Consider the following 14,454-nt stretch of genomic DNA (forward strand, 5'->3'; position numbering starts at 1 on the left):
GCCCCCACAATCACAACATCATAATCCATCGATTCACGTTCGATCTCGGTCATGCAAACTCCTTTAGCGCTAGCAGCACTAGGCTCCCCTAACATCATCCCGAAACGGATATATTAGGCGGATACGCGCCGTCAATTGAATCACCCAAGTTTCGTTGCGGCGCAGCATTCTTCATTGGTCGTAGTGCTTTCGCTTGCAAATCACTGCGCGCTGGGGTCAGGTGTCTTAATGTATTCACCCGAGGCCGCCGATCCCGGCAGCCCCTCAGCTACGTCCGATGAGAGTGATGGAAAAGATACCGATGACCCGCGGCGGCTATGCCGCGCTTGAAGTTGAACTCAAGACCCTGAAGATGGTGGAACGTCCTGCCATTATCAAAGCCATTGCCGAAGCGCGTGAACATGGCGATTTGTCCGAGAACGCTGAGTACCATTCTGCCCGTGAAAAGCAGAGCTTTATCGAAGGCCGCATCAAAGAGCTGGAAGGCCTGTTGTCTTTGGCTGACGTGATTGACCCCTCGAAACTGTCGGGCGCAATCAAGTTTGGCGCCACGGTCGAACTGGTTGACGAAGATACTGACGAGGAAAAGACCTATCAGATTGTCGGCGAACCTGAATCCGATATTGAGAATGGTTTGCTAAACCTGAAGTCGCCGCTGGCCCGTGCCTTGATCGGGAAAGAAGAAGGTGACAGTGTCGAAGTGAGAACGCCGGGCGGTGGCAAAAGCTATGAGATCGTCAGCGTCCAGTATATCTGAGGCATCGGCCCACAGACATGTCAGACAAAAAAGATAAATCCATCCAAATGGGTGTGTATGGCCGCAAGGAAGCGCGTAGCGGGCCGGATTCGGCGGATGTTATCGCCGTCGCCCTGAGCCTTGTCTGGCTGGCGGGGTCTGCTTTGTTTTTTGTTGTTATGGACGGCAAAGAGGGCGCGCCGGGTTTTGACCCTCTGACTTTTACAGTCACATTTCTGGCCATCGTGATGCCTGTCGCGCTGATCTGGGTTGGCACGTCAGCAGCCAAAAGCGCCCGTGTCATGCGCGAAGAATCCAACCGGTTGCAGGCAGCCATCGATTCGATGCGCAACAGCTATATCGAACAACAGCGCAGTGCCGCGATGGCGGTCAAACCCAGTGTCGAACAGAAGCTGGATGAAATCGCCGAGTCCCAAAAGCAGGCCGAAAGCGCGATTGCGACCTTCACCAGCAGCCGCACCCGGCCCCCCGTTCAGGCGCTGCCCAAAGTCGATGTTGAACCCAACACTGATCAACCCTCGTTGGCGCTTGGCACCCCGGCCGAAGAACTGGCCCCGCCGCTGGAGGTTGCCGATTTCATCACCGCGCTGAACTTCCCGGAAACACCGGACGATGCTGACGGATTCCGCGCCTTGCGTCTGGCGTTGCAGGATCGTGACGCGGCTAAACTGGTGCGGTCAGCGCAAGACATTTTGACCCTGCTCAGCCAGGAAGGCATCTATATGGATGACCTGCGCCCCGATCGCGCCCGCCCCGAAGTCTGGCGCAAGTTTGCCGCCGGCGAACGTGGCGCGCCGGTTGCGGCTTTGGGCGGTGTACGAGACCGTTCCTGCCTGGCCCTGTCGGCCGCGCGGATGCGGCAAGACCCGGTTTTTCGCGATACGGCCCACCATTTTCTGCGGCAATTTGACCGTACGCTGAACGAGTTTGAACAGACCGCAACCGATCAGGAACTCTCTGATCTGGCCGAAACCCGCACAGCGCGCGCGTTTATGCTGCTGGGCCGGGTTTCTGGCACGTTCGACTAAGGCACACCGATGACGCATCGCAGTTACTACTGGATGGGCGTCCGACACGGCGCCCCGTTTTTGCTAGTTGTCGCCCCGTTTGGCGCGCTCTTCGGCGTGGTCGGCACAGAGGCCGGGCTGAACCTTGCGCAGGTTATGGGGTTTTCGTTTCTGGTGATCGCTGGCGCATCACAGTTTGCGGCCGTTCAACTGCTTACCGAAAACGCACCGGTTCTGATCGTTTTGGCCACGGCATTGGCCGTGAACCTGCGCATGGCAATGTATTCGGCCTCGTTGACTCCTTATCTGGGAAAATCCCCGCTGTGGCAGCGCGCATTGGCAGCCTATTTTTTGGTGGATCAATCCTATGCGGTCGGGATCAACCGGTTTGAAGACCACCCGGAAATGACCGTGAGCCAGCGCATGGCCTATCTGTTTGGCGTGATCACCCCGATCTGCCCGAACTGGTATGTCGCCACCTTGGCTGGCGCGTTGCTGGGCCAAAGTATCCCGCCTGAATACGCGCTGGATTTTGCCATTCCGATCACCTTTCTGGCGCTTGTCGCACCTGCCTTGAGGTCGGCGGCACATATCGCGGCGGCAGGAGTATCTGTGGTGATGGCCCTGTTGCTGGCCGGGCTGCCGTATAACGCGGGCATGTTGGTCGCGGCTTTGGTGGCCATGGTGACCGGCGCGCAGGTTGAGCTGCTCTTGAAGCGGAGGGCGCCATGACGGCCATGAGCGACGCGCAGATATGGCTGACCATCGTCTTGCTGGGGATCGGCACTTTCCTGATCCGCTTTTCGTTTCTGGGCCTGATCGGGGACCGTGACCTGCCTGAATGGGTGCTGCGGTATCTGCGCTATACACCCGTGGCGGTTCTGCCCGCCCTGATCGCCCCTTTGGTGGTCTGGCCCGAGGCCACCGGTGGCCAGCCGGATCCAGCACGGCTGGGCGCCGCTGCGGTCACGGCGTTGGTGGGGTATTTCACCAAGAATGTGCTGTTGGCAATCTGCTGTGGCGGGATCACGCTCTATGGCATGATCTACGGCTTGGGCGCGTAACCCGGCACTTTATACAGGTTCGTCGATTTCTGCCCGCTGGTCAGCTTGGCCGCGTGATCATGCGGATCGCTATCGAAATAGGTTACCGCTTCAACGCCTTCGACCTCGGCAAACCGATCCATGATCTTGCCCGGGAAAAAGCTGTGGCCGACGCCTTCGAAACCGGGCAGTTCCCGCAAGGTGGCACTAACCGAGTTGGCGCAGAAAGCTTTCGGAACCGCGCCCCGGGCTTCGACCAGTTGCAGGGCGCGCTCGGCGACTTCGGGGCTGACGACCACCGTCTGGGCCACCACGCGATACGTCTCGCGGGCGTGATAATCCAGATAGAAATGTTCCATCAGCGGGGTGATGCCATAATGCACGTCATTGCGTTCGGGCACAGTCCGGTGCCACCAGGTGCCGGCAGGGTCAAACACAACGCGTTGGCTGGCGTTGATCATCAGGCCACTATGCGCGCCCTCGTCCGAGCGGTTGTTGACCATGGTGAACAGTGTGATCGAAGGCGGCTCTGAGGCCGGGCGATAGGCCGCGGCGGCAACGGCCTCATCCGGGGCCCAAACAGGTTCGGCGCCACAGGCAGCCAGTAAAATAGGAAACGAAATTACAGCAATAATGCGGCGCATGAGCAGACCCGTTTGATAGGCATTGGCGGGGTCTGCCCCCGCCGGTCAGAAAATTACGAGTTGACCAGAGCCATGAAAATCAGAACGCCGATCGAGCCTGCAGCGACATAGGCCGACAGGCGCATGAAGCCAGCAAAGGTTTTTTCCTGTTCGGTAATGTCCATCGAACCGTGCTTATGTTCCGACATTGTGGTCTCCCTCAAATTTCCCGTTCATTCGAATCTCAGATAGCCGAATTGCCCGGCGGTGTCACGGGGCACTTGGTCTTAGTCCGTGTCTTGTTCCAAATCTTCAGCAAGCCTGAAACCGATGCGCCTAGCTTTTGGGTTTTCTTCCGGTTTGGGAAGGGCGCGCAGCATCACATTCAGTTGACTGACATGCTGAATCAGCTGGGTGCGCGCGCCAGCACCGTCCGAGCCATAAAAGGTGATCAGGTCAGGTTCAAAGAAACCAACACCTTCAATCTTCAGCACTCCGGCACCGCCTTCGGTAAATCCCATGGCGATCTCTTGTTCTGCGTCCAGCTGTTCTTCGAAGTTTTTGATATAGAGGATCAGCCGCTGATAGGCCCATTCAGCCGGGCTTTTCTTGGTCACCGGTTTGCGGGTTACTGAATCCGGCAAGGGTTTTTGCTCGGCCGACTCTGGTGCGCCGGGGTCCGTGTGGGCCACACGGGCCAACGGGTTTTCACAGATATCTTTCTCGGCGGGGGTGTCACCCAATTACTCGTCCTCCAGGCTTTGCCACAGCCACGCGCCGTCATCGCGGCGCCAGCGTTTCACGCGGCCAGCTTGGAGCAAATGGTTCAGATGAGCAACGGCCTCGACCATGGCCAGCCCGTACTCGCCGCCGGTGATCTCGCGTTTGAACAAGGCCATGAAACAGTCGCAGGCGGTGGCCGGGTCTTTCAGGCGGGCGTCCAGCCGCTTTAGTGCTCCGTGGTGGTTGTCGATCAACTGGCGCAGACGGGTCGGCAAGCCGGTGAAGGGCAGCTTGTGCCCGGGCAGAACCAGATGATCAGCGCGGGCGATCCTACTGAACCGTTCGCAGCTTTCCAGCCAATCGGTCACCGGGTCTGCATCCGGTTCAGTGGGATACACCCCAAGGTTGGGCGAAATCGACGGCAACAGCTGATCCGCGCCGAGCACCAGATTGTCATCCAGACTGAAGAACGTGGCCTGTTCGGGCGCATGTCCGTGTCCAATATGCACCTGCCAGCGCCGCCCGGCCATCTGGATCACGTCATCCTGCTGCAGACGGTGATACCCCAAAGGCAACGGTGCAACCGTGTCGGCAAAGTTGAACGGCCGATCAGCCATGCGTTGATCGAACACCGCCTTATCCATCCCCGCACTACGCCAGAAAGCCTGGGTTTGCGGGTCTGGCGCGGATTGTTCATCCAGCACCAGCATGCGGGCATAGAGCCACGCCGTGCGGGTCGTCCAAAGCTGCGCGCCCTGTTCCGTCTGAAACCACCCGGCCAGACCAATGTGATCGGGATGGTGGTGAGTGACGATCACCCGACCCACCGGCTTACCCGCCAAAGGGCCATCCAGCATCTGCTGCCAAATCGCGCGGCTTTTGCCGGTATCCAAGCCGGTGTCGATGACTGTCCAGCTGTCGCCATCGTCCAGCGCATAGATGTTGATATGGTTCAGCGCCATCGGCAGCGGCAAGCGAAACCACAACACGCCCTCGGCCACTTGGGTCACCTGCCCGCGCGCCGGGGCCTCGGCCCAGGGATAGGAAATACCGGGGCGGGCCCCGTCCATCAGGCGGCGCCCAGGTCTTGCGGGCTTAGCGCATACAGGCCCTCGGCGCCCTCTCGGGCATGGGCCAATGCGGCGCTGGCCTCGGGCAGAAGGCGTTTGATGAAAAAGCTGGCCAACACGCTGCGCGGTCCGGTGCCGCCTTCGGCCAAGGCTGCTTTCAAATGATAATGTCCGCCCAGCACCCGGGCAAACGCCCGCAGATACGGCACTGCGCCGGCGAACCGGTCCTGCATGCCCTGATCAACCAAATGCTCGGTTGTTTCACGCAGGCTTTCGGCCATGGCCCAAAGATCATTCGCCAGCTCCGGCAATAGGGAACGCCCGGCTTCACAGTTTGCTTCGACCTCTTCCAGCAGACGATAGGCGACCTCGCCCCCATCCATTAGTTTGCGGCCAACAAGGTCCATGGCCTGAATGCCATTGGTGCCCTCATAGATCGCGGTGACCCGAACATCACGATAGTACTGCGCGGCGCCGGTTTCTTCGATGAAGCCCATACCGCCATGTATCTGAACGCCCATCTCGGCCACTTCGCAGCCGACATCCGTGCCATAGGCTTTGGCGATCGGCGTCAAAAAGGCGGCACGCGCCTTATGATCTGCACCGCCAGTGGCGCGGCCCAAGTCCAACGCGACCGCACAGGTCGCTGCGATCGAACGGGCGGCGAAAATCTCGGCTTTCATGGTGGTCAACATGCGGCGCACATCGGCGAAATCCACAATCGCGCCCGTGCCATTTTCAATCGGGCTGCGGCCCTGTTTGCGGTCCAGAGCATATTCCAGCGCCTTTTGATAAGCGCCCTCAGCCACGCCGACACCTTCGACACCAACACCCAGACGGGCGTTGTTCATCATGGTGAACATGCAGGCCATGCCATTGTGCTTTTCGCCCACCAGCCAGCCGGTGGCATTGTCGAACTCCATCACCGCAGTCGGAGAGCCATGCAGACCCATCTTATGTTCAAGGCTGACCACATGCAGGCTGTTGGCGACGCCGGGCTTGCCATCGGCGTCGGGGATATACTTGGGCACAAGGAACAGGCTGATCCCCTTGGTGCCGGGCACCCCGTCAGGCAGACGTGCCAGCACCAGGTGGCACACGTTTTCCACCAGATCGCTGTCCCCCCACGAGATGTAAATCTTTTGACCGCTGATGGCATAGGTGCCATCGCCATTGTCGACAGCTTTCGAGGCCACTGCCCCCACATCCGATCCCGCCTGCGGTTCGGTCAGGTTCATCGTCCCCGACCACGCGCCCGAAATCAGTTTGGGCAGGTAGGCCGCTTTCAGCGCGTCACTGGCATGATGTTCCAAGGCTTCGATCTGACCCTGGCTCAGCAATGGCTTCAGTTGCAAAGACAGGCACGCGCCGCTCATCATGTCATTTACGGCAGTGCACATCGCATAAGGCAGCCCCATGCCGCCATATTCGGGGTCGGCTGAAATCCCGACCCAGCCGCCTTCGGCAATCTGGTCATAGGCATCTTTGAAACCCGGCGATGCGCGCACGACCCCGTTTTCCAGAGCAGCCGGGTGCAAATCACCGCTGCGCTGCACTGGCGCCACGACGTCATCGCACAAACGGCCTGCTTCGGTCAGGATCGCGTCGGTCACATCAGGAGAGGCCTCTGCAAACAGGTCTGTCTGGGCCACCTCATCCATACTGACGATCTTGTCGAAAATGAACTGATAGTCTTCTACCGGCGCGCGATACGGCATGTCCTCTCCTTAAGCCCTGTCCTTGTGCAGCTCAGCGCTGCCCAGTATGTCACTGAAAGGTTGGTCTCAACCCTAAACAGCGATTACACCCCTTCAAGACGAACGCGGCGTCATATGAGCAACAATACGAAAACACGCACCCTTGCCCCGGATGAATACGGGTTGCGGCAGGCTGCTGCGCTGCTGTCTGACGGTGAGCTGGTCGCCTTTCCTACCGAAACGGTTTACGGCCTTGGTGCGGATGCGCGCAATGACACTTCGGTCGCACAAATTTTTCACGCCAAGGGACGCCCGCATTTCAACCCGCTGATCATCCACGTGCCTGATCTGGATAGCGCTGAAACCTTTGCCGTATTCCACCCGGACGCGCAGGCACTGGCGCAGGCCTTCTGGCCCGGACCGTTGACGCTGGTCCTGCCGCAACGCGCCAATGCTGGGTTGTCACCGCTGGTCACTGCCGGGCTGGATAGCGTGGCGATCCGGGTGCCGGAACATCCGGTCGCCCAAGGCGTGCTGCAGTCTTTTGGCGGCCCTGTTGCGGCGCCCTCAGCCAACCCCTCAGGGCGGATTTCCCCAACGCGCGCCCAGCACGTTCTCGACGGTCTGTCGGGCAAAATCGCCGCCGTCGTCGATGGCGGAGCCTGTGCCGTGGGCGTAGAGTCCACAATCCTGGGGTTCGATGAAACCGGCCCCGTCTTGCTGCGTCCCGGCGGTCTGCCGGTAGAGGCCATCGCAGCGTGCCTTGGCAAACCTGTCGCAGCCCGGGCCGAGGGGGCGGATATCTCTGCCCCCGGTCAGCTGACCTCGCATTACGCACCGCGGGTGGGCATGCGCCTGAACATCGCCAAACCGCACCATGATGCGCTCTGGCTTGGTTTTGGGCCGGATTGCGAAGGCGCGACCCTGAATCTGTCATTGGGGGGTGATCTGGTCGAAGCCGCAGCGAACCTGTTCCATCATCTGCGCGCATTGGATGCGCAGGCCCGCCCTGATCAGGTGATCGAGGTCGCCCCGGTGCCGGAACACGGGCTTGGGCTGGCAATCAATGACAGGCTGAAAAGAGCGGCAGCGCCGCGCGACTAAGCGTGGCCCGCATCAGCGGAAAGCATCAGGGGGTCAACTCCCATGGTCTTTAACGCGCGCGACCATTTGGTTTCATTCTCGGTGTCGAATGCGATGGCGGCGCTGGCGTCACAGGTCAGCCAGCCATTCGAGGCAATTTCACCCTCTAGCTGCCCCGGACCCCAGCCCGAATAGCCCAGCGCCAACAAGGTCTCACGCGGGCCTTCGCCCTGCGCCATGTCTTCAAGAATATCCTGCGTCGCGGTCAATCCGAACTGGCCATCGACCTCAAGCGTCGAGTCGCTCCGGGCGTTATACTCGGCCGAGTGCAGCACAAACCCGCGCCCATGTTCGACTGGTCCGCCAAAGTGGATGCGAATGTCGCGCCCGTAGCCGGGCTGAAGTTTCAGCTGTTTCAACAGGTCCGGAAAGGTCAGGTCCGGCGTGGGTTTGTTGATGATCAAACCCATGGCGCCGTCTTCGGAATGCGCGCACATAAACACGACGCTTTTGTCAAACCTCGGGTCCCCCATGCCGGGCATGGCAATCAGAAATTTTCCGCTGAGATTCATGTCGGTCGTGCTCATAGGTTCAGCCTAACGTTGCAACAGGGGCCTGTCAGTAACGAAGGAACGAAAAAGGAAAGTTACAAGCGCATCTCCCAAATGTGATTTCTGTGTGTGCCGGAAATGCTTATGTATTACGCCATGAACACACGCTTTTTGCATGCAGCCGCCCTTTCCGGGATGGGCGCCTTGGGCCTGTCCGGACCTTCAATGGCCCAGTCCCCATTTGACGATGTCGTCACGGCAGAGATCCTGCCGGGCTGGGAAACCAGTGAGGGCACGCATATGGCCGGGCTGCGTCTGGTGCTTGCAGATGGCTGGAAAACCTATTGGCGCGCGCCGGGGGCCGCGGGCATCCCGCCGCAGTTTGACTGGACCGGATCTGCAAACATCCAAGGTGTTGCAGTGCACTGGCCCCGCCCCGAGGTGTTCTATCAAAACGGGATGCGCTCTATCGGGTATGCCAACGAAGTCGTGCTGCCGCTGGAAATCACCCGCACTGAAACAGACGCCGAGATTACGATGAACGCGCTGGTCAATTTGGGTGTTTGCCTAGATGTCTGTGTGCCGGCCAGCGTCCAGATCACGGCAGAACTTCCTGCCAAGCCGCAAACAGCCCCGATTCAGGCCGCCTTGGATGCCCGCCCGCAAACAGCGGCCCTTGCCGGGGTCGGGGATGTCACCTGCACCGTCGAGGCGATCGACGATGGCATGCGCCTGACGACCTCCATCCCGGTATCGCAAATCGGCAGTTCCGAGATCGTCGTGGTAGAAACCGCCGATCCGACCATCTGGGTGGCCGAAACGACGGTGGTACGCAGCGGTCTGTCCTTGACCGCCGTCACCGATCTGGTGCCCGAAGCCGCGCAGCCCTTTGAGGTCGACGCCGAAACGTTGCGCATCACAGTTTTGGCCCAGGATCAGGCGATTGATATCACCGGTTGTGCACTGAACTAAGCGCGCAGGTTTCGGCGCCAGACGATGGCTGAAACCCCATAAATCGCCAGCAAGACAATCATCAGCACGCCAAGAAACAGGCCCAGCGCAACGGGCATGGCCGGGGCGCTTTGCAATCCGGGCCATAGGGCCAGCCAAAGCCCCGGCAAACTGCCTTGCGCCATCACCGCCCCAACGGTTGCGGCAAACAGCCCTGCCATCGCGACCACCGCCAGCGCCACAACGCCAAACAAGCCGCGCGCCTTTTGGCGCGCACGCAGGGCACGGCGCATGGCACGGATTTGCTGCCCGACATCCTGCTGCATCGCCAACAAAGCCGGTACGATAAGCAGGACCAACACCAGTCCAAATCCAAGACCATAGACAAGTGTGATAACCGTGGGTTTCAGGAACTCGGCCTGACGTGACCCTTCGTACAACAGTGGCGACAGACCCAGCACCGTGGTCAGCGTGGTCAGCAACACCGGCCGCAGCCGGTTGGACGCGGCATCAATGATGGCCGGGAACAACCCCCGGTTTTCCGCATATTCATCGACCGTCCCCACCAACACGATGGAATCGTTGATGATGATCCCCGACATGCCGATCAGCCCAACAACAGTGAACATCGACAAGGGCACATCCCACAGGGCATGGCCATAGATCGTGCCGATCAGACCGAAGGGAATAATCGCCATCACCACCAAGGGCCGGGTCCAGCTGGCAAAGACCCATGCAAGGGTCAGGTAAATCCCCGCCAGACACAGGATCAGGCCCAACAGCGCATCACTTAGAAAGTCATTTTCCTGTTCGGCCTGCCCGGCCAACTGCCAGGACACGCCTTGCTCTTCGGCGATGCGGGGCAGGATTTCTTCTTGCAGCTGACGCGCGATTTCAGCCGCGCGGGCGGGATCGTCATCGGCCACGTCTCCGGTCACGGCAATCAGCCGCACACCGTTTTCGCGCCGCACCGTCGCAAAACCCGCATTGCGTTGCGTCGAGACAATATCGGCCAGCGGCACGAACTGCCCACCCGCGCTGCGCAGCAACGTACGCTCCATGAAATCGGCGGCAAGTTCATCTTCGGGCAGTTCCACGCGGATCGCCGCGGTGCGGGTGCCATCGGGATATGTCGCGGCCTCGATTCCGTTCAGACGGTTGCGCAACACGCGGCTGAGATCATCAATGGTGAAGCCCAGCGCCCGGCCTTGCGCGGTCAGTTCGACGACAAGTTCCTCTTTATCATAAGACAGGTTGTCTTCTAACGCCGAGACCTCAGCGAAGCTGCTGACACTGCGTTTCAGATCCTCTGCGGCGTTCTTCAGTTGCGCGGCCTCGGCGCCATAGAATTCAACATGCAGGCTGTCCCCGCCGGGGCCAAACCGGTGGCGGCGGAAACTGACAACCTCGGTCAGGGGGCCAGAGCGCACCTCATCCTGCAAATCCGCCACAAAACGCGATGCAGAATAGGGCCGCAAGTCTGCGTCCAGCAGCTCGATGGCAATAGAGCCTTTCAGATCAGCCTCTTTGTTTTCGACCCCTGCAAGGCCGCGCCCGGTGTTGCCGCCGACCTCGCCCAAGGCATAGACAACCGGGTTCAACCCGAATTCTTCTTCGTAACGCGCGCCCACAACCGTGGCAGCACGCTGCATCTCGCGCATCATATCGACGGTGTCAGCACGGGTGGCTTCGGGCACCATCGCGAAGTTGCCCGAAATAGAGCTTTGTTCGGGCGGGCTAAAGAACCGCCACTGCACATCGCCGCGCATGAACAGCGCAATCTGCGAGGCCAGCAAAACAATCGCCAGCGCCATCACCGGATAGCGCGCCTTGATCACCCCGGCCATGAAGGGGCGAAAGGCCGTGTCACGCACCCAGCGAAAACCACGATCCACATAACGCGACGGCATATCATACCAATGATCCTCGCGCGATTTGGTGATGGCATGGGCCATGTGGTTGGGAAGGATCAGGAAACATTCCACCAAGGACGCGGCCAGCACCACGATCACCGTGAACGGGATATCTGTGATCAGCTCGCCAAAGCGCCCGCTGATGATGGTCAGGCCAAAGAAGGCAATCACCGTGGTGATGGTGGCGGAAAACACCGGCAACGCCATGCGGCGGGCGGCGTTCTCGGCGGCCTCTTGCGGGCCCTCGCCCAATCGGCGCGCGCGGTAATCCGCATGTTCGCCCACCACAATTGCATCATCCACGATGATGCCGGTGGTGATGATCAGCGCGAACAAAGAGATCATGTTGATCGTCAGACCCGAGACATACATCAACGCAATGGTCGCCAGCATCGCCACCGGAATGCCCATTGCCACCCAGAACGCGGTGCGCACGTTCAGAAACAGGAACAACAGCCCCAGAACCAGACCAAGACCAATCAGGCCATTGTCCAGCAGGATGTTCAGGCGCGCGCTGATCGATTCTGCGCGGGTGCGGATCAGTTCCAGTTTGACGCCCTCGGGCAGGCTGGTTTCAAGGGCGGCGGCAACCTCTTCAACGGTGTGCTGGATTTCAACGGCACCGCCCTGTTCGGATCGGTCAACCCGAATAGAAAGCGCGGCATTGTCCCCGACAAAATAGTTGCGGGCACGGTCTGCGCCCTCGGTATATACCTGCGCCACGTCGCCGATCAGCAACCGCGAACCATCGTCATAGACCCGCAGCTCGATCTGTTCGATCTGATCTGCGGCGCGCTTGGCTGTGCCTGCCCGCAAGCGCGCATTGGCGCCACTGACATCCCCGGCGGGGGCGGTATCGACCTCGGCGGCGATGGCGGTGGCGACCTCGGCCATCGTCAGATCATGGCGAATCAACGAGGCCGTCGGGATTTCGACCATAGTTTGCGGCGCCGCGACCCCGCGGATGGTGGTGCGCGTCACACCTTGTTCAAACAGGCGGGCAATGAATTCATCGGCAAACTGGCCCAGTTGAGTCACCTCAACCGGCCCCGAGATCACAACATCTGTGACCCTGTCCCGCCAAGCATTGCGGGTGATCACGGCATCTTCGGCGTCGTCGGGCAAGGTGGTGGTCCGATCCACGACCTGCTGCACATCATCGACCGCGCGGGTCATGTCCCAACCCGGCTCGAACGTCAAGGTCATACGCGCAGTGTTTTCGACCGACCGCGACGAAGAACTTTCGATCCCCTCAACGGCCAGAAACGCGGGAATCAGCACCTGTACGATCCCGGCGTCCACATCTTCGGGGCCTGCGCCCTCCCAAGTGATGGCAACGGTCAGATCGTCATTGACCACATCCGGAAAAAACTGCGTCCGCATTTGCGGCAGCGCCGTCAGCCCCAGCACCACCAGAACCACCAACAACAGGTTGGCCGCCGTGCGATGGCGCGTGAAATACGATAGGACACCCCCGATCACGCCCAGATGTCCCCGCATGGATCAGCCCCCCATCCGGCTTTCCAGCCGTTCAACGGTGCTGGCCGGAACCGCCTGCTGCGCCAACTGTGACAAGAGCCGTTCTTTGACGTCCTCAGGCATGCGATTGTTGCCCTCTACAAAGGCGATCAGCTGGGTGCGGCGCTCTTCGCTTAGCTCGATCATATCGGGTTTTGTGGCGGCTTCGCCCTGCGCTGCGGGGCGCAGAATACGCACCTTCAGCCCTTCGCCCAAAAGCGGGGTGCGGGCGGCGACGACCTCTTTACCAATCAAGCCAGACGCGCGAATGATCACATCATTGCCCTGTCGGCGCAGCAAATCCACAACAACGCGTTCCAGCCGGTCTTCGGCGTTCACGACCAGCACACTGCCATCCGCGCCCAGCGCAGCGGCAGGCAGAATGCTGACATCGTTCAGGGCAGGTTCCTCTACCAGAACGGTTACGAAATCACCGGGCCGGAACCCGGCGGTCCCTTGCAGGCGCGCAAAAATCAACCGCCCGCTTTGGCCTTCGCCCACAATAGCACTTTCGCGGGTTATGACGCCCGGCGCAGTCAGGTCGAAACCGTCAGCCGACAAGCGCACCTGAAGGTCCGAGTTGATCAGAGAGCCGTTTTCCAATAGGCGCGCATATTGCGCGGTGGACAGGCGGAACGAGACCTCAAGCGTGTCGCCTGCAATCAATTGCGCCAGTTGTTCGTTCGCCGCAACCAGACCGCCCTGCACCAGCGAAACGCCGGACAGGGTGCCGTCAAAGGCCGCGTAAATCTGAGTGTCGGCCAGCGCCCGTTCGGCCTCTTGCAATGCGATCTTCTGGCGCGACAGGTTGATATCGGCCTGCGCCACCCGACTTTGAGTGTTGGCACGTGTCTGGCGCTTGGCCAAGACCGACTGACGCGCCGTCGCGGCGGCCAGTTCAGCGGTTTCCACCTGCGCATCCGAGCCAAACCCGCTTTCAAGAACCCGCAACTGACGGGCCAGCGCCTTTTCGCGCAGCAAAACCTGTTCCTGCGCGGCGACCAGATCATCTTCAGCCAACGCCAACGCAACCTTGGCGTCGCGCACTTCGGACTCGGCTTCGGTCATATTTGCGCTGGCAACTTCAAGCGTTGAAAGCGCATCAGCCTGATCCACCCGCACCAAAAGATCACCGGCCTGAACCCGGCCGCCTTCTTCGAAGGCCGGGTGCAAGGCCACCACAGTGCCCGAGGCCTTTGCCCGGATATCCAGCGTGCGGGTTGAGCGCAGCTCGCCAAAGGCGGTCATCACAGGAGTCACATCCCGCGCAACCACCGGCTCGACCATCACGGCGAATACCCGTTCCCGCACCTGACGCGGGCGGTTTTCTTCGGCCAGTCGATCCGAGAGGGCTGAAAAGACGGTGTTCGCAGCAAACGCCAGCAGGCCCAGCGTGGCTGCCAGCATGAACACTCCGATAAGACTGCGGCGCAAAAAGCGCATGGCTGATATCATCCCGTTTCAATGGAATTCGGTTGCTTTGGCAAATAACCTAGTGCCTTCAACGCGTTCCGCCAA

14 protein-coding genes are annotated in these 14,454 nt (G+C 60.2%); 6 read left to right on the forward strand and 8 right to left on the reverse strand.

The annotated features are described in order from the left end of the window. The first annotated feature begins 286 nt into the window (after window positions 1-286). From greA to ATO10_RS15290, 4 genes are read left to right on the forward strand one after another with little or no spacing between them, the layout of a single operon-like run. A complete protein-coding gene (greA, locus tag ATO10_RS15275; RefSeq protein WP_035253262.1) occupies window positions 287-757 on the forward strand; it encodes a transcription elongation factor GreA in 471 nt (156 codons plus the stop codon). A 17-nt stretch (window positions 758-774) separates the two neighbouring features. Then, window positions 775-1,785 carry a hypothetical protein gene (locus tag ATO10_RS15280; protein ID WP_035253263.1) on the forward strand — a complete coding sequence of 337 codons (1,011 nt, stop codon included), beginning with the start codon at window positions 775-777 and terminating at the stop codon, window positions 1,783-1,785. Window positions 1,786-1,794: 9 nt separating this feature from the next. Then, window positions 1,795-2,496 carry an AzlC family ABC transporter permease gene (locus ATO10_RS15285; protein ID WP_035253266.1) on the forward strand — a complete coding sequence of 234 codons (702 nt, stop codon included), beginning with the start codon at window positions 1,795-1,797 and terminating at the stop codon, window positions 2,494-2,496. Further along, window positions 2,493-2,828 carry an AzlD domain-containing protein gene (locus ATO10_RS15290; RefSeq protein WP_035253268.1) on the forward strand — a complete coding sequence of 112 codons (336 nt, stop codon included), beginning with the start codon at window positions 2,493-2,495 and terminating at the stop codon, window positions 2,826-2,828. Before ATO10_RS15285 ends, ATO10_RS15290 begins: the two co-directional genes overlap by 4 nt. Here ATO10_RS15290 and ATO10_RS15295 read toward each other — a convergent pair. The 5 genes from ATO10_RS15295 to ATO10_RS15315 all read right to left on the reverse strand — a co-directional run bounded on the left by ATO10_RS15295 (window position 2,810) and on the right by ATO10_RS15315 (window position 6,941). Beyond that, the gene (locus ATO10_RS15295; RefSeq protein ID WP_051598189.1) at window positions 2,810-3,451 is read right to left on the reverse strand and encodes a hypothetical protein; all 642 of its coding nucleotides are present in this window, start codon (window positions 3,449-3,451) and stop codon (window positions 2,810-2,812) included. The genes ATO10_RS15290 and ATO10_RS15295 overlap by 19 nt on opposite strands. 53 nt (window positions 3,452-3,504) lie before the next feature. Further along, window positions 3,505-3,639, reverse strand: coding sequence for an aa3-type cytochrome c oxidase subunit IV (locus tag ATO10_RS15300; protein ID WP_035253270.1), 135 nt, complete (start codon window positions 3,637-3,639; stop codon window positions 3,505-3,507). A 78-nt stretch (window positions 3,640-3,717) separates the two neighbouring features. Continuing rightward, window positions 3,718-4,173 (reverse strand): DUF6173 family protein, encoded by a 456-nt coding sequence (locus ATO10_RS15305; RefSeq protein ID WP_035253273.1) that lies wholly within the window; start codon window positions 4,171-4,173, stop codon window positions 3,718-3,720. Continuing rightward, window positions 4,174-5,223 (reverse strand): MBL fold metallo-hydrolase, encoded by a 1,050-nt coding sequence (locus ATO10_RS15310; protein ID WP_035253275.1) that lies wholly within the window; start codon window positions 5,221-5,223, stop codon window positions 4,174-4,176. Further along, a complete protein-coding gene (locus ATO10_RS15315) occupies window positions 5,223-6,941 on the reverse strand; it encodes an acyl-CoA dehydrogenase family protein (protein ID WP_035253276.1) in 1,719 nt (572 codons plus the stop codon). Before ATO10_RS15315 ends, ATO10_RS15310 begins: the two co-directional genes overlap by 1 nt. A 114-nt stretch (window positions 6,942-7,055) precedes the next feature. On the opposite strand from ATO10_RS15315, the gene ATO10_RS15320 reads away from it, so the two are divergent. Next, the gene (locus ATO10_RS15320) at window positions 7,056-8,024 is read left to right on the forward strand and encodes an L-threonylcarbamoyladenylate synthase (protein WP_035253278.1); all 969 of its coding nucleotides are present in this window, start codon (window positions 7,056-7,058) and stop codon (window positions 8,022-8,024) included. On the opposite strand, the gene ATO10_RS15325 is transcribed toward ATO10_RS15320, so the two are convergent. Then, window positions 8,021-8,590: a YqgE/AlgH family protein gene (locus ATO10_RS15325; protein ID WP_035253280.1), complete on the reverse strand. Its 570-nt coding sequence runs from the start codon at window positions 8,588-8,590 to the stop codon at window positions 8,021-8,023. The two genes, ATO10_RS15320 and ATO10_RS15325, sit on opposite strands and share 4 nt — an antisense overlap. A gap of 189 nt (window positions 8,591-8,779) precedes the next feature. On the opposite strand from ATO10_RS15325, the gene ATO10_RS15330 reads away from it, so the two are divergent. After that, window positions 8,780-9,526, forward strand: coding sequence for a protein-disulfide reductase DsbD domain-containing protein (locus ATO10_RS15330; RefSeq protein ID WP_162174105.1), 747 nt, complete (start codon window positions 8,780-8,782; stop codon window positions 9,524-9,526). On the opposite strand, the gene ATO10_RS15335 is transcribed toward ATO10_RS15330, so the two are convergent. Then, the gene (locus ATO10_RS15335; protein WP_035253283.1) at window positions 9,523-12,918 is read right to left on the reverse strand and encodes an efflux RND transporter permease subunit; all 3,396 of its coding nucleotides are present in this window, start codon (window positions 12,916-12,918) and stop codon (window positions 9,523-9,525) included. The two genes, ATO10_RS15330 and ATO10_RS15335, sit on opposite strands and share 4 nt — an antisense overlap. 3 nt (window positions 12,919-12,921) lie before the next feature. Continuing rightward, the gene (locus tag ATO10_RS15340; RefSeq protein ID WP_035253286.1) at window positions 12,922-14,379 is read right to left on the reverse strand and encodes an efflux RND transporter periplasmic adaptor subunit; all 1,458 of its coding nucleotides are present in this window, start codon (window positions 14,377-14,379) and stop codon (window positions 12,922-12,924) included. Between the last annotated feature and the right edge of the window lie 75 nt (window positions 14,380-14,454).

The organism is Actibacterium atlanticum (assembly GCF_000671395.1).
In the GTDB taxonomy this organism is placed as follows: Bacteria; Pseudomonadota; Alphaproteobacteria; order Rhodobacterales; family Rhodobacteraceae; genus Actibacterium_D; species Actibacterium_D atlanticum.

What these genes read in the sequence shown, in the direction of transcription:
- ATO10_RS15340 (WP_035253286.1), bottom strand. Translation starts at nt 14,379, where the DNA reads ATGCGCTTTTTGCGCCGCAGTCTTATCGGAGTGTTCATGCTGGCAGCC.
- ATO10_RS15320 (WP_035253278.1), top strand. Translation starts at nt 7,056, where the DNA reads ATGAGCAACAATACGAAAACACGCACCCTTGCCCCGGATGAATACGGG.
- greA (WP_035253262.1), top strand. Translation starts at nt 287, where the DNA reads ATGGAAAAGATACCGATGACCCGCGGCGGCTATGCCGCGCTTGAAGTT.
- ATO10_RS15290 (WP_035253268.1), top strand. Translation starts at nt 2,493, where the DNA reads ATGACGGCCATGAGCGACGCGCAGATATGGCTGACCATCGTCTTGCTG.
- ATO10_RS15315 (WP_035253276.1), bottom strand. Translation starts at nt 6,941, where the DNA reads ATGCCGTATCGCGCGCCGGTAGAAGACTATCAGTTCATTTTCGACAAG.
- ATO10_RS15325 (WP_035253280.1), bottom strand. Translation starts at nt 8,590, where the DNA reads ATGAGCACGACCGACATGAATCTCAGCGGAAAATTTCTGATTGCCATG.
- ATO10_RS15310 (WP_035253275.1), bottom strand. Translation starts at nt 5,223, where the DNA reads ATGGACGGGGCCCGCCCCGGTATTTCCTATCCCTGGGCCGAGGCCCCG.
- ATO10_RS15300 (WP_035253270.1), bottom strand. Translation starts at nt 3,639, where the DNA reads ATGTCGGAACATAAGCACGGTTCGATGGACATTACCGAACAGGAAAAA.
- ATO10_RS15285 (WP_035253266.1), top strand. Translation starts at nt 1,795, where the DNA reads ATGACGCATCGCAGTTACTACTGGATGGGCGTCCGACACGGCGCCCCG.
- ATO10_RS15280 (WP_035253263.1), top strand. Translation starts at nt 775, where the DNA reads ATGTCAGACAAAAAAGATAAATCCATCCAAATGGGTGTGTATGGCCGC.
- ATO10_RS15335 (WP_035253283.1), bottom strand. Translation starts at nt 12,918, where the DNA reads ATGCGGGGACATCTGGGCGTGATCGGGGGTGTCCTATCGTATTTCACG.
- ATO10_RS15330 (WP_162174105.1), top strand. Translation starts at nt 8,780, where the DNA reads ATGGCCCAGTCCCCATTTGACGATGTCGTCACGGCAGAGATCCTGCCG.
- ATO10_RS15295 (WP_051598189.1), bottom strand. Translation starts at nt 3,451, where the DNA reads ATGCGCCGCATTATTGCTGTAATTTCGTTTCCTATTTTACTGGCTGCC.